This is a genomic window from Actinopolymorpha singaporensis (genome assembly GCF_900104745.1).
In the GTDB taxonomy this organism is placed as follows: Bacteria; Actinomycetota; Actinomycetes; order Propionibacteriales; family Actinopolymorphaceae; genus Actinopolymorpha; species Actinopolymorpha singaporensis.
The window spans coordinates 4,425,186-4,445,394 of sequence record NZ_LT629732.1 but is presented as its reverse complement, the minus strand read 5'-3'; the positions used below and the strand labels follow the sequence as shown (position 1 = coordinate 4,445,394).

The 20,209-nt window shown below is 72.2% G+C and carries 16 protein-coding genes and 1 pseudogene; 1 reads left to right on the top strand and 16 read right to left on the bottom strand.

Features of this window, described 5'->3' with window-relative positions; genetic code table 11:
- Positions 1-156: 156 nt before the first annotated feature.
- The 16 genes and pseudogenes from BLU27_RS19960 to pgsA form a co-directional block, all read right to left on the bottom strand.
- The gene (locus tag BLU27_RS19960) at positions 157-2,382 is read right to left on the bottom strand and encodes a RelA/SpoT family protein (protein ID WP_241828035.1); all 2,226 of its coding nucleotides are present in this window, start codon (positions 2,380-2,382) and stop codon (positions 157-159) included.
- 465 nt (positions 2,383-2,847) lie between these two features.
- The gene (locus tag BLU27_RS19955) at positions 2,848-3,390 is read right to left on the bottom strand and encodes an adenine phosphoribosyltransferase (RefSeq protein ID WP_172805000.1); all 543 of its coding nucleotides are present in this window, start codon (positions 3,388-3,390) and stop codon (positions 2,848-2,850) included.
- The gene (gene secF / locus BLU27_RS19950; RefSeq protein ID WP_092655186.1) at positions 3,387-4,634 is read right to left on the bottom strand and encodes a protein translocase subunit SecF; all 1,248 of its coding nucleotides are present in this window, start codon (positions 4,632-4,634) and stop codon (positions 3,387-3,389) included. Before secF ends, BLU27_RS19955 begins: the two co-directional genes overlap by 4 nt.
- 1 nt (position 4,635) lies before the next feature.
- Positions 4,636-6,348, bottom strand: coding sequence for a protein translocase subunit SecD (gene secD / locus BLU27_RS19945; protein ID WP_241827529.1), 1,713 nt, complete (start codon positions 6,346-6,348; stop codon positions 4,636-4,638).
- Positions 6,349-6,380: 32 nt separating this feature from the next.
- Positions 6,381-6,749 (bottom strand): preprotein translocase subunit YajC, encoded by a 369-nt coding sequence (gene yajC / locus BLU27_RS19940; RefSeq protein WP_157728712.1) that lies wholly within the window; start codon positions 6,747-6,749, stop codon positions 6,381-6,383.
- 235 nt (positions 6,750-6,984) lie between these two features.
- Positions 6,985-8,061: a Holliday junction branch migration DNA helicase RuvB gene (ruvB, locus tag BLU27_RS19935; RefSeq protein WP_092655184.1), complete on the bottom strand. Its 1,077-nt coding sequence runs from the start codon at positions 8,059-8,061 to the stop codon at positions 6,985-6,987.
- Positions 8,062-8,151: 90 nt separating this feature from the next.
- On the bottom strand, positions 8,152-8,865 hold the full coding sequence (ruvA, locus tag BLU27_RS19930; RefSeq protein WP_092655183.1) for a Holliday junction branch migration protein RuvA: 714 nt from the start codon (positions 8,863-8,865) through the stop codon (positions 8,152-8,154).
- Entirely contained in the window at positions 8,862-9,545 is a 684-nt protein-coding gene (ruvC, locus tag BLU27_RS19925) for a crossover junction endodeoxyribonuclease RuvC (protein ID WP_092655182.1), read from the bottom strand. The genes ruvA and ruvC overlap by 4 nt, the downstream gene beginning before the upstream one ends.
- Before the next feature lie 113 nt (positions 9,546-9,658).
- Positions 9,659-11,419 (bottom strand): serine/threonine-protein kinase, encoded by a 1,761-nt coding sequence (locus tag BLU27_RS19920; RefSeq protein ID WP_092655181.1) that lies wholly within the window; start codon positions 11,417-11,419, stop codon positions 9,659-9,661.
- A gap of 199 nt (positions 11,420-11,618) precedes the next feature.
- Positions 11,619-12,380, bottom strand: a complete 762-nt coding sequence (locus BLU27_RS19915; RefSeq protein ID WP_092655180.1) for a YebC/PmpR family DNA-binding transcriptional regulator — start codon at positions 12,378-12,380, stop codon at positions 11,619-11,621.
- Positions 12,381-12,386: 6 nt separating this feature from the next.
- Positions 12,387-13,001, bottom strand: a complete 615-nt coding sequence (pdxT, locus tag BLU27_RS19910; RefSeq protein ID WP_092655179.1) for a pyridoxal 5'-phosphate synthase glutaminase subunit PdxT — start codon at positions 12,999-13,001, stop codon at positions 12,387-12,389.
- Positions 13,002-13,169: 168 nt separating this feature from the next.
- Positions 13,170-14,105 (bottom strand): pyridoxal 5'-phosphate synthase lyase subunit PdxS, encoded by a 936-nt coding sequence (gene pdxS / locus BLU27_RS19905; protein WP_092655178.1) that lies wholly within the window; start codon positions 14,103-14,105, stop codon positions 13,170-13,172.
- 81 nt (positions 14,106-14,186) lie between these two features.
- Positions 14,187-14,726 (bottom strand): LemA family protein, encoded by a 540-nt coding sequence (locus BLU27_RS19900; protein ID WP_172804999.1) that lies wholly within the window; start codon positions 14,724-14,726, stop codon positions 14,187-14,189.
- Positions 14,723-15,889: a glycosyltransferase family 4 protein gene (locus BLU27_RS19895; RefSeq protein WP_092655177.1), complete on the bottom strand. Its 1,167-nt coding sequence runs from the start codon at positions 15,887-15,889 to the stop codon at positions 14,723-14,725. Before BLU27_RS19895 ends, BLU27_RS19900 begins: the two co-directional genes overlap by 4 nt.
- Positions 15,889-16,932 carry a phosphatidylinositol mannoside acyltransferase gene (locus BLU27_RS19890; protein WP_241827528.1) on the bottom strand — a complete coding sequence of 348 codons (1,044 nt, stop codon included), beginning with the start codon at positions 16,930-16,932 and terminating at the stop codon, positions 15,889-15,891. The genes BLU27_RS19895 and BLU27_RS19890 overlap by 1 nt, the downstream gene beginning before the upstream one ends.
- Before the next feature lie 128 nt (positions 16,933-17,060).
- Positions 17,061-17,642: pseudogene (gene pgsA / locus BLU27_RS19885) on the bottom strand (phosphatidylinositol phosphate synthase); the annotation flags it as partial.
- Between the two features lie 242 nt (positions 17,643-17,884).
- On the opposite strand from pgsA, the gene BLU27_RS19880 reads away from it, so the two are divergent.
- Positions 17,885-20,053 carry an elongation factor G-like protein EF-G2 gene (locus BLU27_RS19880; RefSeq protein WP_092655175.1) on the top strand — a complete coding sequence of 723 codons (2,169 nt, stop codon included), beginning with the start codon at positions 17,885-17,887 and terminating at the stop codon, positions 20,051-20,053.
- Positions 20,054-20,209: the final 156 nt, after the last annotated feature.

Sequence of the window (20,209 nt, the reverse complement as noted above, 5' to 3'; positions counted from 1 at the left end):
CTGACCGCGTTGTCGTCGTCACGCGTAGAACACCGCTACGCGCTTCCTCCTCCGCCTTGTCAGCCGGGCGCGGACGACCCGCTCCCGCTCCGCATCCCGCCTGACCGCGTTGTCGTCGTCCCAGGCACCGCCCCGCCTAGCCGGCGTGCTCGTCAGTCAGTTGGTGACGCGGTAGGCGTCGAACACGCCGTCCACGCTGCGCACCGCGCGGAGCACGTGGCCCAGGTGCTTGGGGTCGCCCATCTCGAAGGTGAACCTGCTCTTCGCCACGCGGTCGCGGGTGGTGGTCACCGACGCCGACAGGATGTTGACGTGCTGGTCGGACAGGATCCGGGTGATGTCGCTGAGCAGCCGGGCGCGGTCCAGCGCCTCCACCTGGACCGCGACGAGGAACAGGCTCTGCGCGGTCGGCGCCCACTCGACCTCGACCATGCGTTCGGGCTGGGCGGTCAGGTGGCCGATGTTGACGCAGTCGCCGCGGTGCACCGACACACCGGCGCCGCGGGTGACGAACCCGACGATCGCGTCGCCCGGCACCGGCGTACAGCACTTGGCGAGCTTCACCCAGACGTCGGTCACGCCCTTCACGACCACACCGGAGTCGCCCCGGGGCAACCGCTCCTTGCGGCCGGTCTCCGGAGAGATGATGACCGCCTCGGAGACGTCCTCGGCCTCCTCGCCGGAGCCGCCGACCGACTCCACCAGCCGGCGGACCACCGACTGCGCGGTGATGGTGCCCTCCCCGACCGCGGCGTACAGCGCCGACACGTCGGAGTACTTCAGCTCGCGGGCGATCGCGGCCAGCGACTCGTGGGTGAGCATCCGCTGCAGCGGCAGGCCCTCCTTGCGGACCATCCGGGCCAGCTGCTCCTTGCCCTGGTCGATGGCCTCCTCGCGGCGTTCCTTGGTGAACCAGTGCCGGATCTTGTTGCGGGCACGCGGACTGCGGACGAAGGTCAGCCAGTCGCGGCTCGGCGCGGCGCCCTCGGCCTTGGAGGTGAACACCTCCACCAGGTCGCCGTTCTCTAGCTGGCTCTCCAGCGGGACCAGTCGGCCGTTGACCCGGGCGCCGATGCACCGGTGTCCGACCTCGGTGTGGATGGCGTATGCGAAGTCGACCGGTGTCGAGCCGGTGGGCAGCGCGATCACGTCTCCGCGCGGGGTGAAGACGTAGACCTGGGTGGAGTTGATCTCGAAGCGCAGCGACTCCAGGAACTCGCCGGGGTCCTCGGTCTCGCGCTGCCAGTCCAGCAGCTGCCGGAGCCAGGCCATGTCGTTGGGGCCGCCGTTGTCGGTCTCCGGACCGGCGGTCGGGTCCTCCTTGTACTTCCAGTGGGCCGCGACGCCGTACTCGGCCCGCCGGTGCATCGCGAACGTCCGCAGCTGCATCTCGACCGGCTTGCCCTCCGGCCCCATCACCGAGGTGTGCAGCGACTGGTACATGTTGAACTTCGGCATCGCGATGTAGTCCTTGAACCGCCCGGGCACGGGATTCCATCGCGCGTGGATGACGCCGAGGGCGGCGTAACAGTCGCGTACGGAGTCGGTCAGGACGCGGATGCCGACCAGGTCGTAGATGTCGCCGAACTCCCGGCCCCGCACGATCATCTTCTGGTAGATCGAGTAGTAGTGCTTGGGCCGGCCGGTGACCGTCGCCTTGATCTTCGCCTCGCGCAGGTCGGACTGCACCCGGTCGATGACCTTCGCGAGGTACTCGTCGCGCGAGGGCGCCCGCTCGGCGACCAGCCGGACGATCTCGTCGTACAGCTTGGGGTGCAGCGTGGCGAAGGCGAGGTCCTCGATCTCCCACTTCAGCGTGTTCATGCCGAGGCGGTGGGCCAGCGAGGCGTAGATCTCCAGGGTCTCCCGTGCGGTGCGTTCCTGGGAGGCCTGCTTGACGTATCGCAGCGTCCGCATGTTGTGCAGCCGGTCGGCGAGCTTGATCACCAGCACCCGGATGTCCTTGGCCATCGCGATGACCATCTTGCGGATGGTCTCGGCCTGGGCGCTCTCGCCGTACTTGACCTTGTCGAGCTTGGTCACGCCGTCGACCAGCAGCGCGATCTCGTCGCCGAAGTCGTTGCGGAGCTCGGTGAGGGTGTACGGCGTGTCCTCCACCGTGTCGTGCAGCAACGCCGCGCACAGGGTGGGCGGCGTCATGCCGAGCTCGGCCAGGATGGTGGCCACGGCGACGGGGTGGGTGATGAACGGGTCGCCGCTCTTGCGGGTCTGGCCCCGGTGATAGCGCTCGGCCGTGTGGTAGGCGCGCTCGATGAGCGCCAGGTCGGCCTTGGGGTGGGTGCTGCGGACGATCCGGAACAGCGGCTCCAGCACGGGGTTGCCCTGCGGCGTCCGGCCCAGCCGGGCGAGCCGCTGGCGCATCCGTCGCGACGAGGCGGAGAACGGCCCGACCGCGGCCTGCCCGCCAGAGGACGCACGCCGACCGCTCGACGGAACGGTCTCGGCGGTGCCGTTCGGCCCCTGGGGCGACTGCGCCGGACGAGTGTCGGAGTCCGGTGCGGTTGCCTCCAGGGCCGCGGCGCGACTCCTGGACACGCTCACCGAGCGGTGCGGCGCCGGGGACACCTCACGGCGCGCCGGCGCGGATGGAGCGGTCTCGTCGGCCACTGCGGTCTCCTCGGGGGCGGCAAGAAACCAGTTTACGGGCACCGAGTCGGGTCGCGGTCAACCCTGTCCGAGCCCGTCCGATGTCGACCCGCCCGTCCACCGTCGTACCACCCTGTCCGGTTCGTCTCCGGTGACCGGGCTGTCCGGCAGGTCCGGTTGGGCCCGCTCCTCCAGTGTCCACCCCCGGCCCGCTGCCCGCCAGGCGCGGGGTGCGATTCCTCAGACCGGCAGCAGCGAGTGGACGGTGAGATCGCCGGTCCTGGTGCGCGGAGCGAGGAAAGTGAGCTCGAGGAGCACCGAGATCCCGGCCACCTCCGCTCCGGCGTCGCGGATGAGGGTATTCGCCGCCTCGACGGTGCCACCGGTGGCGAGTACGTCGTCGACGATGAGCACCCGGTCACCCGGCTCGAAGGCGTCGCGTTGCACCTCGAGGGTCTCCTGGCCGTACTCGAGCGCGTAGGAGCGGGCGAACGTCGGGCCGGGCAGCTTGCCGGCCTTGCGGACCGGAACGAACCCCGCGCCCAGGGCCAGCGCCACCGGCGCGGCGAGGATGAAGCCCCGGGCCTCGATGCCGACCACCTTGTCCACGCGCGGTGCGGCGTCCCGCCAGGGCGCGCCGAGTGCCTCGACGGTGTGCCCGAACGCCTCCGGGTCGGCCAGCAGCGGCGTGATGTCCTTGAAGAGGACGCCGGGCTTGGGGTAGTCCGGTACGTCCCGGACCAGGTCCGCGACCAGGCGGTCCGCCGAGCGGATCTCGCTCATCGGCCGTGCCCCTTCGGACGCCGGGACGACCTCGGCTTGCGCTGCGGTTGGGTACGCCCGGACGACCTGCTGGTCGACTGCGGCCTGCCGACTGGGCGGCCCTGCGCGCGGGAGGTCGCCGGCACCGACTGCCGGGTGCCGTTCGCCCCCGGCGCCTCGCCGCCGGCGGGCTCCTCCCCCGCGGCGTTCGGGGCGGTGCTGGTCGCGCCGACCGCTGCGGTCGGGCCGGCAGGGGTGGGACCCGCGCTCTTCGCGGCACCGGCCCGGCGCTGTTCCACCCGGCGGGCCAGCGCCCGCATCGCCGGCTCGCGTTCCTTCAGGTCGCACAGCAACGGGGTGGCGATGAAGATCGAGGAGTACGTACCGACCGCGATGCCGATGAACAGCGCGAGGGAGAGGTCCTTCAGGGTCCCCGCACCGAGCAGGCCGGCGCCGACGAACAGGATGCCGGCCACCGGCAGCAGCGCGATGATCGAGGTGTTGATCGACCGGACGAGCGTCTGGTTGACGGCGAGGTTGGCCGCCTCGCTGTAGGTCCACCGGCTGCCCGAGGAGATCGACCGGGTGTTCTCCCGCACCTTGTCGAAGACGACCACCGTGTCGTACAGCGAGTAGCCCAGGATGGTGAGCACGCCGATGATCGTTGCCGGGGTGACGTCGAAGCCGACCAGGGCGTAGATGCCGACGGTGATCGCCACGTCGTGCAGCAGGGCGACCAGACCCGACACCGACATCCGCCATTCGCGGAAGTAGAGCCAGATCACCCCCATCACCAGGACGAGGAAGACCCCGAGGCTCAGGAGTGCCTTGTCGGTGATCTGGGCACCCCAGGTCGGCCCGATGCTGGAGTAGTCGATCTGGCCCTCGGAGACCTTGAGGTGCTGGGCGATCGCGGTGCGGGCCTTGGCGATCTCGTCGGTGCTCAGGGGCGGGGTCTCGACCCGCACCTGGTTGCTGCCGATCGAGGTGACGACCGGCTCCGCGCTGTGGAGGACACCGGTGTCGGCGACGGCGGTACGTACGCCCGGAATGGCGGCCTGCGCCGAACCCGACGTCACCGGCGCCTGGAAGTCCACGCCGCCGCGGAACTCGATGGAGAAGTTCAGTCCGCGCAACACCACGGCGCCGATCGCGATCAGCAGGACGACCGCGGAGATGAGGTACCACAGCTTCCGCCGGCCGACGAAGTTCAGCGAGAGTTCGCCGGTGTAGAGCTTGTGCCCGACGGCACCCAGGCGCGACATGTCAGGCCCCCTTCGGCGCCGAGGCGCGGGTTGCGGTGCGCGGTGCCAGGCGTTCGCGCGGCACACCGAGCCGGGACGGATCGAGTCCGGAGAAGCGGTGTCCCTCGCCGAAGAAGTGCGTGCGGGCGAGCAGCGTGACCAGCGGCTTGGTGAAGACGAACACGATGATGATGTCGATCAGCGTGGTCAGCCCCAGCGCGTACGCGAAGCCGCGGACGTTGCCTACCGACAGCGCGTACAGCACCACCGCCGCCAGCAGCGACACCGAGTCGGCGGCGAGGATCGTGCGCCGGGCACGCACCCAGCCGGTCTCCACCGCGGTGCGCAGACTTCGGCCTTCGCGTACCTCGTCGCGCAGGCGTTCGAAGTAGACGACGAAGGAGTCCGCGGTGATGCCGATGGCGACGATCAGGCCGGCAATCCCGGCCAGGGTCAGGGTGAAGCCCTGCGCGGTGCCGAGCAGTACCACCGAGGCGTAGACGAGAGCACCGGCTGCCGCCAGGGACAGCACGACCACCAGGCCGAGTCCCCGGTAGTAGAAGAACGAGTAGAGCACCACCAGCGCGAGACCGATCGCCCCGGCGATCAGGCCACCGGTGAGCTGGTCGCTTCCCAGCGTGGGAGACACCGCGGAGACCTGGCTGGTCTCGAAGCTCAGCGGCAGGGCGCCGTACTTCAGCGTGTTGGCGAGGTCGGTCGCCTCCTGCTGGGAGAAGTTGCCGGTGATGCTCGCCTGCCCGTCGGTGATCGGCCCCTGGATCACGGGGTACGACACCACCTTGCCGTCCAGCACGATCGCGAACTGGCTCAGCGGCTGCTGCAGTTGGTACATCTGCGTGCTCGCCTGCGCGAACTTGCTCTTGCCCGCGCCCTTGAGGCGCAGGCCCACCTGCCACGCGAGCTGGTTCTGGGGCAGCTGGGCGCTGGCGTCGGCGATCTCCGAGCCGAGAATGATCGCCGGGCCGAGGACGAACTTCGTCGTGCCCTCGCGGTCACAGGTGAACAGCGCCTGCTTGGGGTTGTCCTTGCCGGGTGTGTAGTCGGCGCACTTGAACTTCTGCAGCTCGGCCATCTGCTGGGGCGAGGCCCCGGTCGTGGAGACCTGCACCTTGCCGTTGTCGACCGTAGGGGTGGTCGCCTTGGGGCTCGGGGTGGCCGTCTTGGGGGTCGGCGTGGGAGTGGGCTTCGCCGCGTCCCGCCGGAACGCCTGCGGCACCGCCCGGCCGGGAGAGCGCGGCTTGGCGCTCTTCGAGGGCTTGGCGGAGGGGGAGACCGACGGCTTCGGCTTCGGCGTGGCCGGCGACCTGGACGGCGTGGCCTTCGGCTTCGGCGCCGCCGCGGAGACCGGTGCCGCGGCCAGCACCTGCCGGAAACGCAGCTCCGCGGTGCTGCCGACCAGCCGGACGATCTGATCCTGACCGACGCCCGGCACCTCGACCACGATGTGGTCGTTGCCCTGGGTCGTCACCTCCGCCTCGGCGATCGCGCCCACGCGGTTGCGGATGATCTGGACCGCCTCGGCGAGCTTCTCCGGGGTGACCGGACCCTGGCCCGCCGACGGCCGCGCGGTGAGCGTGATGGACGTGCCACCGCGTAGGTCGAGGCCGAGCCGCGGTGTCCACGCACCGAGCGTGGCCATCAGCCCGACACCGACCAGCAGCGCCACCAGGAGCACCGCGAGAGAACGCCAGGGATGCGGTCTCTTCGTCGCCACGTCGTCTACTCACTCTCCCCGTGAAGCGGGTCTCATGCCGTGGGGTCCTCGGGGCGGTCGCTCGGCGGCGGCGTGGTGCCTTCGCCGACCTGCGGCTGCGAGGGCTGCTCCGGCTGTTCGATGATGCGGACGATGGCCTGGCGTACGTGCCGGGCGTACACCCCCGGCGCGATCTCGAGCACCACCGCGTCGTCCTCCACGGCGTGCACGGTGGCCAGCAGGCCCGCCCCGGTCATGACCTGCTGACCGGGCCGGAGCTTGCTCTGCATGTCCGTGGTTTCGCGCTGGCGGCGTCGCTGCGGACGAATCGCCACGACCCAGAACAACACCAACAGAAGGATCGGGAGAAGCAGCGTCCAGTAGCTGGAGCCGCCGCCGGTGGCCGCCTGGCTGAGAAGCATGGAGGTCATTTCCTTCCCCGACGTCGGGATCGTCGGTTTGGTCGTCTGGCCACGGCCATGTCACGCACGGCCACCGGCGGAGTCTAGCGGCGCTGTCCGGCGCGGCGGCGTGCGACCTGTCCGTGACGGGCGAGCCTTTCCGTTGGTCTCCGTGACGATCACTGCGACGATCACTGCGACGATCACCGTGACGATCTCGGCGAAGGCCATGGCGACGGGGCGGGCTCCGCGCCGCTCACGGATCGTCGAAGAGGCTGGGCGACTGACCGAACGCCGCGTCGGCCGGTGGCGCCAACCCGAGCTGCCGCCAGGCCGCCGGCGTCGCCACCCGGCCCCGCGGAGTGCGGGCGAGGTACCCCCGCCGGACCAGGAACGGCTCGGCCACCTCCTCCACTGTCTCGCGTTCCTCGCCGACCGCGACGGCGAGGGTGGACACCCCCACCGGGCCGCCACCGAACCGGCGGCACAGCGCGTCGAGCACGGCCCGGTCGAGCCGGTCCAGGCCCTCCTCGTCCACCTCGTACAGGTCGAGCGCCGCCTGCGCCGTCTTCGTGCGTACGACTCCGTCGGCGCGGACCTGGGCGTAGTCGCGGACCCGGCGCAACAGCCGGTTGGCGATCCGCGGCGTGCCGCGAGAGCGGCTGGCCACCTCCCGGGCGGCGTGGTCGGTGATGGGTACGTCGAGCAACTGGGCGGACCGGCGGACGATCTCGTCCAGCTCGTCCACCTCGTAGTACTCCAGGTGGCCGGTGAAGCCGAACCGGTCCCGCAACGGCCCCGGCAGCAGTCCGGCGCGGGTGGTCGCACCCACCAACGTGAACGGCGGGATCTCCAGGGGAATGGCGGTCGCCCCCGGGCCCTTGCCGACCACGACGTCGACCCGGAAGTCCTCCATCGCCATGTAGAGCATCTCCTCGGCAGGGCGGCTCATCCGGTGGATCTCGTCCAGGAAGAGCACCTCCCCCTCGGCCAGGGAGGACAGGATGGCGGCGAGGTCACCGGCGTGCTGGATGGCGGGGCCGCTGGTCACCCGCAGCGGCGCGGACAGCTCGGCGGCGATGATCATCGCCAGGGTGGTCTTGCCCAGCCCTGGCGGACCGGCGAGCAGCACGTGGTCCGGCGGGCGACCGCGACTGCGGGCCGCCTCGAGCACCAGCCCGAGCTGGTCGCGGACGCGGCCCTGGCCGATCAGCTCCGCCAGGGTGCGCGGGCGCAGCGCCGCCTCGACAGTGCTCTCGTCGGCGGCGGCCTCCGCGGCGATCAGGGAACGGCCGACGGAGTGGTCGCCGCCGTCGTCGACGTGGGACGTCATGCGGACTCCTCGGATGGTCGGATCGCGGTGTGCGCACTGGCCGGTGTGGTGGGTGTGCTGCCCGGCCGGGTCTCGGCTCGAGAGTCTTCCTCAGGCCCTGGAGAGCGTTCGGAGAGCGGCCCGCAACAGCGCGGCCACGTCGGGCGCGCCGGCGCCGGCGGCTCCGTTCGCGCCCTTGTCGTTGACTTTGCCGCCGGCTCCGTTGGTGGACCCGGGAGCGTTCGCCCCGGCTCCGCCGGCCATCTCCTCCGCCATCGGTGCGACCGCGTCCAGCGCGGACTCGGCCTCCCGGGCGGACCAGCCGAGGCCGAGCAGTGCGCCGCGCACCTGGTCACGCCAGGCGGCACCCGGCGCCACTCCCGCGACCGGGAGCGCGGCACCGGCGGGGGCCGAGCCGCCGACCGGTGCGCCGAGGCGGTCCTTCAGCTCCAGCACGATCCTCTGGGCGCCCTTGCGGCCGATGCCCGGAACCTTGGTGAGCGCGGCGAGGTCCTCGGCGGCGACCGCGCGGCGGAGCTCGTCCGGTCGGTGCACGGCCAGCATCGCCTGCGCCAGTCGCGGCCCGACGCCGCTGGCGGTCTGCAGCAGCTCGAAGACCGCACGCTCGTCGTCGTCGGCGAAGCCGTAGAGCGTCAGGGAGTCCTCCCGGACGACCAGGCTGGTCGGCAACTTCGCGGTCGCGCCGACGCGCAGCTCGGCCAGCGTGGCCGGGGTGGCCCGGACCTCCATGCCGACACCGCCGACCTCGACGACCGCGGTGTCGAGCCCGACGGAGGCGATGGTTCCACGGACGAATGCGATCACGTGCTGCTCCTCGGTGGGTCGGTGGCGCGGCGTGGAGTCTGCCACCTGGCCGCACCGGTCGTCGCGCTGGTCGTCGCGTTGGTCCAGGTTTTGGCCGTCGCACCGGAGGTCGCTCCGGACGCGGCGTTGGCCGGCCGGGCGCGAGTCGCGGTCCGCCCGGCCTGCAGCTTCGACGCCTGGGCCTTCGCGGCCTCGATCCGGGCCGCCGCCGGTCCGCGCCACAGGTGGCAGATGGCCAGTGCCAGCGCGTCCGCGGCGTCTGCCGGGCGAGGCTTGCTGGCCAGGGCGAGGATCCTGGTCACCATGTTGGTCACCTGCTCCTTGCCGGCCCGGCCGCTGCCGGTGACCGCCGCCTTGACCTCGCTGGGCGTGTGCAGGCCGACCGGGATGCCGCGCCGGGCCGCCGCGGCCAGAACGACGCCGCTCACCTGGGCGGTTCCCATCACGGTGCGGACGTTGTGCTGGCTGAACACGCGCTCCAGCGCCACCGCGTCGGGCCGGTGCTCGTCCAGCCAGTCACCGACCGCCCGGTCGACGGCCAGCAGGCGGGCGCCCAGCTCCTCGTCGGGCCGGGTGCGCACGACGTCGACGGCGACCAGCGCCAGCTGGCGGGGATGCCCGCCCTGCACCAGCCCGAGCCCGCAGCGCGTCAGGCCGGGGTCGACTCCGAGCACCCGCACCGGCCGTCGTACCTCCCGCGTCGTTCACCGAACACCTGTTCGGAGCCTAGCGGTGGTTGATCAGCGGGAGCGGGCGACGCGCCGGAGCGAGCCGAGACCGTGCGCTCCGGAGGTCAGCCGGGCCAGTCCAGTCGCGGGAACGGGTTGTGCTCCAGCGGCCACCAGGACACGGGCTCACCGCTCGCCACCGCGACCAGGAACAACGTCAGCGCGGCGAGCACCACGCCCGTGGCGACCAGCACTCCCCTGCGGCGGCCGACGACCCGGCGCAGGATCCGCCGGGAACCCTCCTGCAGCCCTTCGCCGCGGATGCCCCACCAGGTCAGCGCGGACACGACCAGTCCGGTGACACCGCAGGCCAGGTCCCAGCGCGGGCTGATCGCACCGACGTAGAAGAACAGGACCAGCACCGCCGCCAGGAAGCCGGCGCCGACGAGCGCCGCCGCGACCGTGAGGACCGTGACCGCCGCCGCCCTGACGACATGCCACGGCAGGACGGCCGCGGCGGCGAACGGATCCGTCCGCCGGCGGCCCCGCTGGTGGCGACGGCGCTCGACGAATCCGGCCGAGCCCTGCACCGTCCACGCGACCAGCAGCCAGCCGACCAGCACGGCGAGTGCGCCGAACGGCATAACCGCCGCCAGCGCCCCGACGGTGAGGAAGCCGAGCGCGGTCACCACGCGGTACGACGCCCGCGGCAGGCCCGAGTGCGACGACCGGGCGGCGGCGGGTTCGGCAGCACCCTCGCCGTCCGGACCGGGATCCTCGGGCCGGCCCTCGCCGTACCACTGGTCGGGACAGGTCTCGTCGTACCCGTCCTGCCGGTCGTCCTCCTCGTCCTCACGGGGGACGGCAGGGTAGACGGCGGTGCCGCCGGACGAGGCGTACGGGCCGCCGGAGTGGCCGTCGTCCGCATACGTCCCGTCCGCGAACGTCCCCACTGGTACGCCGGTGCCGAGGCGCACGGTCTCCGGGTGATCGGGGTCGTCGGTCTCGTACGCCCCGGCCGGGTCGTACTCGTCGTCGTACCCGCCGCCCGGATCCGGCGCGGGTGGCTCCTCCCCCGTCTCCAGCCAGCGCAGCAACTGTGCGGACGTGGGGCGCTCGGCGGGGTTCTTCGCGAAGCACCGGACGAGCACCGGCTCCAGCCACTCCGGGCAGCCGGTGAGATCGGGATCCTCGTGCAGGACGCGGTAGGCGACCGCCTCCAGCGGCCCGCGCCCGAACGGCGGCCGGCCGGTGGAGGCGTAGGCCACCGTGGCCGCCCAGGCGTGCACGTCGGCGGCGCCGGTGACGTCGGCGCCGGTGAGGATCTCCGGCGCGACGTACCCGGGCGTGCCGTACACGAGGCCGGGCGTGGTCATCCGGGTGTCGTCGGCGATCTGGGCGATGCCGAAGTCGATCACCACTGCGATCCCGTCGGCCAGCAGGACGTTGCCCGGCTTCAGGTCGCGGTGCACCACGCCGGCGCCGTGGATCGAGCAGAGCGCGTCGGCCAGGTCCCCGGCGAGGTCGGCCAGCTCCGCGCCGGCCAGAGGACCGTCGGCGTCGACCACCTCGTACAGCGCCGGGCCGGCCACGAAGTCGGTGACGAGGTACGGCGTGGCCGCCGCCACGTCGGCGTCGAGCACCTGGGCGACGTGCCGCCCACGCACCCGGGCGAGCACCCTCGCCTCGCGCGCGAACCGGGCACGGGACTCGCCGTCGCCGGCGATGTGCGGGCGCAGGAGCTTGACCGCCACCACCCGGCCACGGGGGTCGGTGGCCCGATGGACCACGCCCATGCCGCCCTGGCCGACCCGCTCGTGAAGCACGTAGCCGCCGAGTCGGGCCGACTCGACTGTGGTGGCTTCGTCGGCGAGGTCGCGTCGCACGCCAACACGGTAACCGCCGCCGGTCGCGTATGTAGGGCGCAAGCGTGCCCCGCCGACCCTGACGAAACCCTGAGGTCGACCCGGAAAACCGGTCGAAACACCCGGTCGTACGACAAACCGCCGCCCGCCCGCCCGGCTGCGCGGGCGAAGACGGCGGCGGAGTGTCAGGAAGGCGCGCTCGCGCCCGGTAGAAGGTCCGCTAGCCGACCTTCTCCATGATCTCGTCGGAGACGTCGAAGTTGGCGTAGACGTTCTGCACGTCGTCGCAGTCCTCCAGCGCCTCGACCAGCCGGAAGACCTTCGGCGCGGTCTCCTCGTCCAGCGGCACGGTCACGCTGGGGACGAAGCTCGCGTCGGCGGAGTCGTAGTCGATCCCGGCGTCGCGCAGCGCGGTGCGCACAGCCACCAGGTCGGTCGGCTCGGAGATCACCTCGAACGCCTCGCCGAGGTCGTTGACCTCCTCGGCACCGGCGTCGAGCACGGCGCCCAACACGTCGTCCTCGCCGAGGACGCGGCCGTCCTGCTCCCGGGGGACGACCACGACGCCACGCCGGCTGAACATGTAGGACACGCTGCCCGCGTCGGCCATCGTCCCGCCGTTGCGGGTGGTGGCGGTGCGTACGTCACCGGCGGCGCGGTTGCGGTTGTCGGTGAGGCACTCGATCAGGATCGCGACCCCGGCCGGTCCGTAGCCTTCGTACATGATCGTCTGGTAGTCGGCGCCGCCGGCTTCCAGGCCCGCGCCGCGCTTGACCGCGCGATCGATGTTGTCGTTGGGAACCGACGACTTCTTCGCCTTCTGGATGGCGTCGAACAGCGTCGGGTTGCCGGCCGGGTCTCCCCCGCCGACGCGCGCGGCGACCTCGATGTTCTTGATCAGCTTCGCGAAGAGCTTGCCGCGCTTGGCGTCGACGACGGCCTTCTTGTGCTTCGTGGTCGCCCACTTGGAGTGGCCGGACATGGCGGGCTACGCCTCCTTCACGAGTTCGACGAAGAAACGGTGGATGCGCGCGTCGCCGGCAAGCTCTGGGTGGAAGGCCGTGGCGAGCAGGCGACCCTGGCGGACCGCAACGATCCTACCGGCGGCCGGACCGGAGGCTACGCGGGCGAGCACCTCGGCACCGGAGCCCACCGACTCCACCCACGGTGCCCTTATGAACACCGCGTGGTACGGCTGCGGCTGGGGGCTGGGGTCGATGGCGTCCAGCGGTACGTCGGCCTCGAAGGAGTCCACCTGCCGGCCGAACGCGTTCCGGCGTACGGTCACGTCGATCCCGCCGACCGTCTGCTGGCCCTCGATTCCGTCCTGGATCCGGTCGGCCAGCATGATCATCCCCGCGCAGGTGCCGAACGCCGGCATGCCCGCGGCCACCCGCTTGCGCAGCGGCTCGAGCAGGTCGAACGCCGCCGCCAGCTTGAACATCGTGGTCGACTCCCCGCCCGGGACGACGAGGGCGTCGACGCCGAGGAGCTCCTCGGGCCGGCGGACGTTCACCGGCTTCGCGCCGGACTCCGTCAGCATCCGGTGGTGTTCGCGGACGTCGCCCTGCAGGGCGAGAATGCCGATGGTGGGTTCGCTCACTGGGTTCCTTGCGCACTCGGGGGCACACTCAGGGCAAAGTCCCAGTCTACGAGGGCGGCCCAACTTCCCCCGAGTCGTGCCGAGTCGTACCAACTCGTGCGGACGAGCAGAAGGGCGCCGGCGCCGACGACATCGCCGACACCGACGGCGCCCCTCACACGTGCATGGTCACCAACCGCGGGTGGCCAGCCGCTGGCTCTCCGGCAGGTCGGTGACGTTCAGGCCGACCATCGCCTCGCCCAGGCCACGGGACACCTTCGCCACCACGTCGGGGTCGTCGTGGAAGGTGGTCGCCTTCACGATCGCCTCGGCCCGCTTGGCCGGGTCACCGGACTTGAAGATGCCCGAGCCGACGAAGACGCCCTCGGCGCCGAGCTGCATCATCATCGCCGCGTCGGCCGGGGTGGCGATGCCGCCGGCGGTGAACAGCACGACCGGCAGCTTGCCGGCGCGGGCCACCTCCTGCACCAGGTCGTACGGCGCGCGCAGCTCCTTCGCGGCGACGAACAGCTCCTCGTCGTCGAGCGTGGCCAGCCGGCGGATCTCGGCGCGGATGGACCGCATGTGGCGGGTCGCCTCGACGACGTTGCCGGTGCCGGCCTCGCCCTTGGAACGGATCATCGCCGCGCCCTCGGACAGGCGGCGCAGCGCCTCGCCGAGGTTGGTGGCGCCGCACACGAACGGGACGGTGAACGCCCACTTGTCGATGTGGTGCGCCTCGTCGGCCGGGGTGAGGACCTCGGACTCGTCCACGTAGTCGACGCCGATCGCCTGCAGGACCTGCGCCTCGACGAAGTGGCCGATGCGGGCCTTGGCCATCACCGGGATGGAGACCGCGCTGATGATCCCGTCGATCATGTCGGGGTCGCTCATCCGGGCGACGCCGCCCTGTACCCGGATGTCGGCGGGGACCCGCTCGAGCGCCATCACCGCGACGGCGCCGGCGTCCTCGGCGATCTTCGCCTGCTCGGGCGTGACCACATCCATGATCACCCCGCCCTTGAGCATCTCCGCCATGCCGCGCTTGACCTTGGCGGTCCCGGTGACGGGAGCGGTCGTGGGCCGGCTGGTGGCGTCGGTGGGTGCGGACTGTGCTTCGGTCACTGTCTACCTCGCGAATATGGGCACGGAACGGCACATCCATGGTAGGCGACCGCGCGTGACGTTCCGCCGCGTGGCGGGTGATCAGGGCGCGAGACCGGCCGGCGGGGTGACGTCCATCTCCACGGTGGTGGGCATCCGCGCGTGGCCGGCCAGCCGGAACCACCGGACCAGCCGGCGGCCGCGCAGGGCACGGGTGGTGGCCACGGTGTCGTTGTGGAACCTCCGGGCCATCTCCACCCGCCGGCAGGCCGCGCCGAGTTCGGCCAGGAGTTCGGCGGCGCCGGGTTCGGTGGCGATCTCCTGGCTGGTCTCCACGTCGGGGAACACGACCGCCAGCGCCTTGGACAGATCGGAGCCCGCGACCTCGCGTTCCTCCTCGTCGTCGGCGGCGCTGGAGCGCTGGGCGGCGTCGATCACCAGCAGCGAGGTGGCCGGGTCGAGCATGCCCGACGTGGCGACCTCCAGCGCGATCGCCGCCCGGCGGAACAGCTGGGCCTCCAGGACCGCCCGGGCGGCGTCGAGCCGGGCGTGCAGCCGGTCGATCCGGCCCGCCGTCCAGGAGAGGTAGACCCCGGCCACCGCGAGGACGGCCAGGACGAGCAGCAGCCAGTTCCAGTTCACCGGGGCCTCCCGCCCGGCCGGACACCGCGGCTCCGGTCGTCGGCCTCGCCGACACCCGGGTAACCCGCGGCCACCATCTCGTAGACCGAGACGATCTCCTTGGCGACGCTGCTCCAGTCGTAGCGGCGGACCGCGACCCGGGCGGCATCGCGCAGCCGGTCCCGGAAGGCCGCGTCCCCCAGCAGTTCCAGCGCACCGGTGGCCAGGTCGTCGCTGTCGCCGACCTCGAACAGCCGGCCGAGCCGCCCGCCGTCGACCACCAGCCGGAACGCGTCCAGGTCGCTGGCGAGCACCGGCGCGCCGGCCGCCATCGCCTCCACCAGCACGATGCCGAACGACTCACCGCCGGTCTGCGGTGCGACGTACACCTGCGAGCTGGCGAACATGTCGGCCCTGCCCTCGTCGTCGATCCGGCCGAGGAACGTGACCGCGTCCCGGCACTCGGCGGGCAGCCCGGAGCGGGCCTCCTCGACGTCGCCGGGGCCCGCGACCAGCAGGCGTACGCCGGGCCGGGCCCGCCAGATCGCCGGGAACGCCCGCAGCAGGACGGCGAGGCCCTTGCGCGGCTCGTCCAGGCGTCCCAGGAAGCACATCGTGCCGCCCGCGCCCTGCCACTCCGGGCGGGGACGGGCGCGGGCGAACCGGTCCACGAACAGGCCGTTCGGAATCACCACGGGTTCCCCGCCCAGGTGCTGGACGAGGGTGGCCCGGGCCGGCTCGCTCACCGCGATCCGGGCGGAGATCTTCTCCAGGGCCGGGCGCAGGACCGACGAGGCGACGCTCATCATCCGCGACCGCGGCATGGCGGTGTGGAAGGTGCCCACGATGGGACCGACCGCCGACCACAGCGCGAGCAGCGACAGTGACGGGGTGGCCGGTTCGTGGATGTGGAGGACGTCGAACTGCCCGTCGCGGATCCAGCGGCGCACCCTGGCAGCCGACACCGGGCCGAACGCCAGCCGGGCCACCGAGCCGTTGTACGGCACCGGGACCGCCCGGCCCGCGGGCACGACGTACGGCGGCACTGGTGTGTCGTCGTCGGCCGGGGCGAGCACGGACACGGCGTGCCCCTCGGCGAGCAGGACCTCGGCCAGGTCGCGGACGTGGTTCTGCACCCCGCCGGGCGCGTCCAGCGAGTAGGGGCAGACGATGCCGATCCGCATCATCGCCCCCGGTCGAGGTCCGCGCGGCGGGCGGGTTCGAGGTCGGCGATCCACATCCGCTGCAGCATGTGCCAGTCCTGTGGGTGCTCGGCGATCCCGGCGGCGAAGGCGTCGGCGACCTGCTGGGTGAGGTCGCGGATCGCCTGCCGGGAGCCGGGCGGCTTGGCCACTGCCGGATGGAAGCGCACGTGCATGGTGGGTCCGTCGTACCACAGCGTGACCGGCAGCAGGGTGGCGCCGGTCCGCAGCGCCAGCGCCGCCGGGCCGGCCGGCATCCGGGTGCGCTCGCCGAAGAAGTCGACCTCGACGCCGCGGGCGGACAGGTCGCGGTCGGCGACCAGGCAGACGAGTCCGCCCTCCCGCAGCCGGTCGGCGAGCACCCGCATCGGGTCGGGGCCGCCCGTGGCGGCGAGCACCTGGATACCGAGCGCGGCACGGTAGGCGACGAACCGGTCGTAGAGGCGTTCGGGACGCACGCGTTCGGCGACCGTGGTCACCGGAGCGCCGTTGGCGGCGGCCCACGCGCCCGCGAAGTCCCAGTTGCCCATGTGCGGCAGCGGGGCCACCACGCCCTTGCCGGACCGCATCGCCGCCCAGAACGCGTCCTCGCCATGGGTGACGACCGCGCCCTTGATGTCGTCCGGGTCGAGGTCGGGCAGCCGGAACGCCTCACACCAGTAGCGGAAGTACGAGCGCATCCCGGCCCGGGACAGCCGACGGAGCTCCTCGGGAGTGGCTTCGGGGCGTACGCGGGCGAGGTTGCGTTCCAGACGCCGCACGCCCTTGAACCGGCGCCGCCAGACGAGATCGGCGCCGAGGCGCAGCAGGCCGTACGCGGCGGGCGCGGGCAGCAGCCGCAGGACCTTCCAGCCGGCGGCGTAGGCGCGGTAGCTCGCGGCGTACTTCAGGCGGAGCGGGAACGACAGACGGTCGGCGGTACGGCTGTCGGCGTTATGGCTGTCGTCCGTACGGCTGTGAGGGTGGTCGGTGTGCGGACGGTCTCGACCCGGGTCCTCGGCGGCGGGTCGGCCGGCTGCGATCACCGGGCCTCCCTCTCCGCGCCCGGTCGCCCGGTGCCCGGCCGCTCGGTGCCCGCTCCGGTGGCGGTCCCGCTCGTCGTGGCACCGCCCGGACCGCGGCCCGGGCCCCGCTCGTTGGCCAGCGCCTGCGCGCGCACCGCCAGGATCCGCTGCACGACGGTCACCGTGCTCGCGACGGCCAGCAGGCACAGGACGGCCGGCAGGAGGAACGGCACTCCCAGTCCGGCCAGGCCCGTGGCCACCAGGACCGCGACCAGCCGGTCGGCGCGTTCGGCGATGCCGACGTTGGCGGTCATGCCCAGGCTCTCCGCCCTGGCCTTGGCGTACGACGTGACGTTGCCCATCACCAGGTCGTAAAGCGCCACGCAGGCGAGCCAGAAGCTGTTGCCGCCACCGGCGAACCACAGCGTCAGGCCGCCGAACACAGCGGCGTCACCGATCCGGTCCAGGGTGGAGTCGAGGAACGCGCCCCACTTCGACGAGCGCTGCGACATCCGGGCCATCAGCCCGTCGATCATGTCGGAGAACACGAAGACGGTGATGAACACCGTTCCCCAGAAGAGCACTCCGCGTGGGTAGAAGGCGAGCGCGCCGACGCACACCCCGGCGGTGCCGACCACGGTGACGATGTCCGGACCGATGCCGACACGCAGGAAGAAGCGCGCGACCGGGGTCAGTAGTCGTAGCCAGAACTGGTGGAACCTTCGCAACATGTGGGGGTAGCCCGCTCGCTCGGTGACCTGGTCGTCCGTCTGCGTTTCGTCTGGGCCCGGTGTTCGGTCTGGGTCCGGTCCGGGTTCGCAGGACGCGCCGATGCTACTCAGCGCGGGGGGCTTGTGCGCTGGCCGGGCCGGGTGAAAGGTGGAAAACCACATGTCAGGGCGCCGTCACGGACGGCAGCCGTCCGGGCGCGTCCGGCTGTACACACAGCACGCGCGCGCAAGGAGGCGTCGCCATGGCGGACAAACAGAGCAACCCCGGTGGAGCCGCCGGTCAGGCACCGACGGCCGACCGGCCCGATGGGATCCGCAACATCGTGCTGGTCGGCCCGTCCGGCTCCGGCAAGACGACCCTGGTCGAGGCCCTGCTGGCGGCCACGGGAGCGATCCCCCGCCCCGGCCGGGTGGAGGACGGCGCGACCGTCAGCGACTTCGACGAGGTGGAGCATCGCCAGCAGCGGTCGGTCGGCCTGTCCCTGGCACCGGTCGTCCACGACGGCATCAAGATCAATCTCCTGGACACCCCCGGGTACGCCGACTTCGTGGGCGAGCTGCGGGCCGGGCTGCGCGCCGCCGACTGCGCGTTGTTCGTGATCGCCGCGAGCGAGGGTGTCGACGGTCCCACCCAGGCCCTGTGGCAGGAGTGCGCGTCGGTGCGCATGCCGCGGGCGGTGGTGATCACCAAGCTCGACCACCACCGTGCCGACTACGCGGGCGTGCTGGCGCAGGCGCGGGCGGCGTTCGGGGAGAAGGTGTTGCCGCTGTACCTCCCGGTCGACGGCCAGGGCCAGGTGACCGGGCTGGTGGGGTTGTTGTCGGAGAAGCTGTTCGACTACTCCTCGGGCACCCGCACCGAGGGCGCGGCACCGCCGGAGTACGCCGACGCCGCGGCGGACGCGCGGGGCACGCTGATCGAGGGCGTCATCGAGGAGTCCGAGGACGAGACGTTGATGGACCGCTACCTCGGCGGCGAACAGATCGACGCGAAGGTCCTGGTGGACGACCTGGAGAAGGCGGTCGCGCAGGCGTCGTTCTTCCCGGCCCTCCCGGCGTGCTCGACCACCGGCGTGGGCATGGCCGAACTGCTTGAGGTGATGACCAGCGCGTTCCCCTCCCCGCTCGAGCACCCCCAGCCCGAGGTCTACACCCCGGTGGGCAAGTCCGAGGGGCGGCTGCCCTGCGACCCCGACGGTCCCCTCCTCGCCGAGGTGGTGAAGACCTCCTCCGACCCGTACGTCGGCCGGATCAGCCTGGTGCGGGTCTTCTCCGGCACCGTGCGGCCGGACACCGTGCTGCACGTCTCCGGGCACTCGTCGGCGTTCTTCGGCGAGGAACGCGGCCACGAGGACCACGACGAGGACGAACGCGTCGGTTCGCTGTCGTCGCCGCTCGGCAAGCTGCAGCGCTCCCTGAACCACTGCGTGGCCGGGGACATCTGTGCCATCGGCAAGCTGTCCCGCGCGGAGACCGGCGACACCCTCTCGGCCAGGGAACGCCCGCTGCTGATGCGGCCCTGGTCGATGCCCGAGCCGCTGCTCCCGATCGCGGTCACCGCGCACGCCAAGGCGGACGAGGACAAGCTGTCGCTCGGGCTGGCCCGGCTGGGGGCCGAGGACCCGACCCTTCGGATCGAGCACAACGCCGAGACCCACCAGCTGGTGCTGTGGTGCATGGGCGAGGCGCACGCCGACGTCGTTCTCGACCGGCTCGCCAACCGGTACGGCGTGTCGGTGGACCAGGTTCCCGTCCGCGTCCCGCTGCGGGAGACGTTCGGCCGCAGGGCGACCGGGCGAGGGCGGCACGTCAAGCAGAGCGGCGGCCACGGCCAGTACGCCGTCTGCGAGATCGAGGTGGAGCCGCTCCCCCAGGGCTCCGGCCTGGAGTTCGTGGACAAGGTGGTCGGCGGCGCGGTCCCCCGGCAGTTCATCCCGAGCGTGGAGAAGGGCGTACGCACGCAGATGGAACGCGGGATCAGCGCCGGCTATCCCGTCGTCGACATCCGCGTGACGCTGGTGGACGGGAAGGCGCACAGCGTCGACTCCTCCGACATGGCCTTCCAGACCGCGGGGGCGCTCGCCCTGCGCGAGGCCGCCGCGCAGGGCCAGGTCTGCCTCCTCGAACCCGTCGACGTGGTGTCGGTGCTGGTCGACGACGACTTCGTGGGCACCGTGATGGGCGACCTGTCCGGGCGGCGCGGACGGGTGCTCGGCACCGAGCCCGTCGGGCAGGGGCGGACGCTGGTGAAGGCCGAGGTGCCGCAGATCGAGATCACCCGGTACGCCGTCGACCTGCGGTCGATGGCGCATGGCAACGGCTCGTTCAGCCGGGACTTCGTCCGCTACGAGCCGATGCCGGCGCAGCTGGCGAGCAAGCTCGCGCAGGAGCAGCACGCCGCGGAGGGATGAGCCGTACGGCGGTCCGCCGGTGAGCCGGGCGCCGGCGGACCGCCGTGGCCAGTGCAGGAAGGCGCGCCCCGGCGTGGGCTGATGCGTCACTACGCTGCTGGGCAGGTCGAGGGCACGTACCCGAGGTGCCGGGCGCAGGGTGGCGCGCGGTGCCGT

Bases quoted from the DNA above. Each gene is read 5' to 3' on its own strand.
- BLU27_RS19960 (WP_241828035.1), bottom strand. From the start codon at position 2,382: ATGCGCCAGCGGCTCGCCCGGCTGGGCCGGACGCCGCAGGGCAACCCC.
- BLU27_RS19955 (WP_172805000.1), bottom strand. From the start codon at position 3,390: ATGAGCGAGATCCGCTCGGCGGACCGCCTGGTCGCGGACCTGGTCCGG.
- secF (WP_092655186.1), bottom strand. From the start codon at position 4,634: ATGTCGCGCCTGGGTGCCGTCGGGCACAAGCTCTACACCGGCGAACTC.
- yajC (WP_157728712.1), bottom strand. From the start codon at position 6,749: ATGCTTCTCAGCCAGGCGGCCACCGGCGGCGGCTCCAGCTACTGGACG.
- ruvB (WP_092655184.1), bottom strand. From the start codon at position 8,061: ATGACGTCCCACGTCGACGACGGCGGCGACCACTCCGTCGGCCGTTCC.
- BLU27_RS19915 (WP_092655180.1), bottom strand. From the start codon at position 12,380: ATGTCCGGCCACTCCAAGTGGGCGACCACGAAGCACAAGAAGGCCGTC.
- BLU27_RS19895 (WP_092655177.1), bottom strand. From the start codon at position 15,889: ATGCGGATCGGCATCGTCTGCCCCTACTCGCTGGACGCGCCCGGCGGG.
- BLU27_RS19880 (WP_092655175.1), top strand. From the start codon at position 17,885: ATGGCGGACAAACAGAGCAACCCCGGTGGAGCCGCCGGTCAGGCACCG.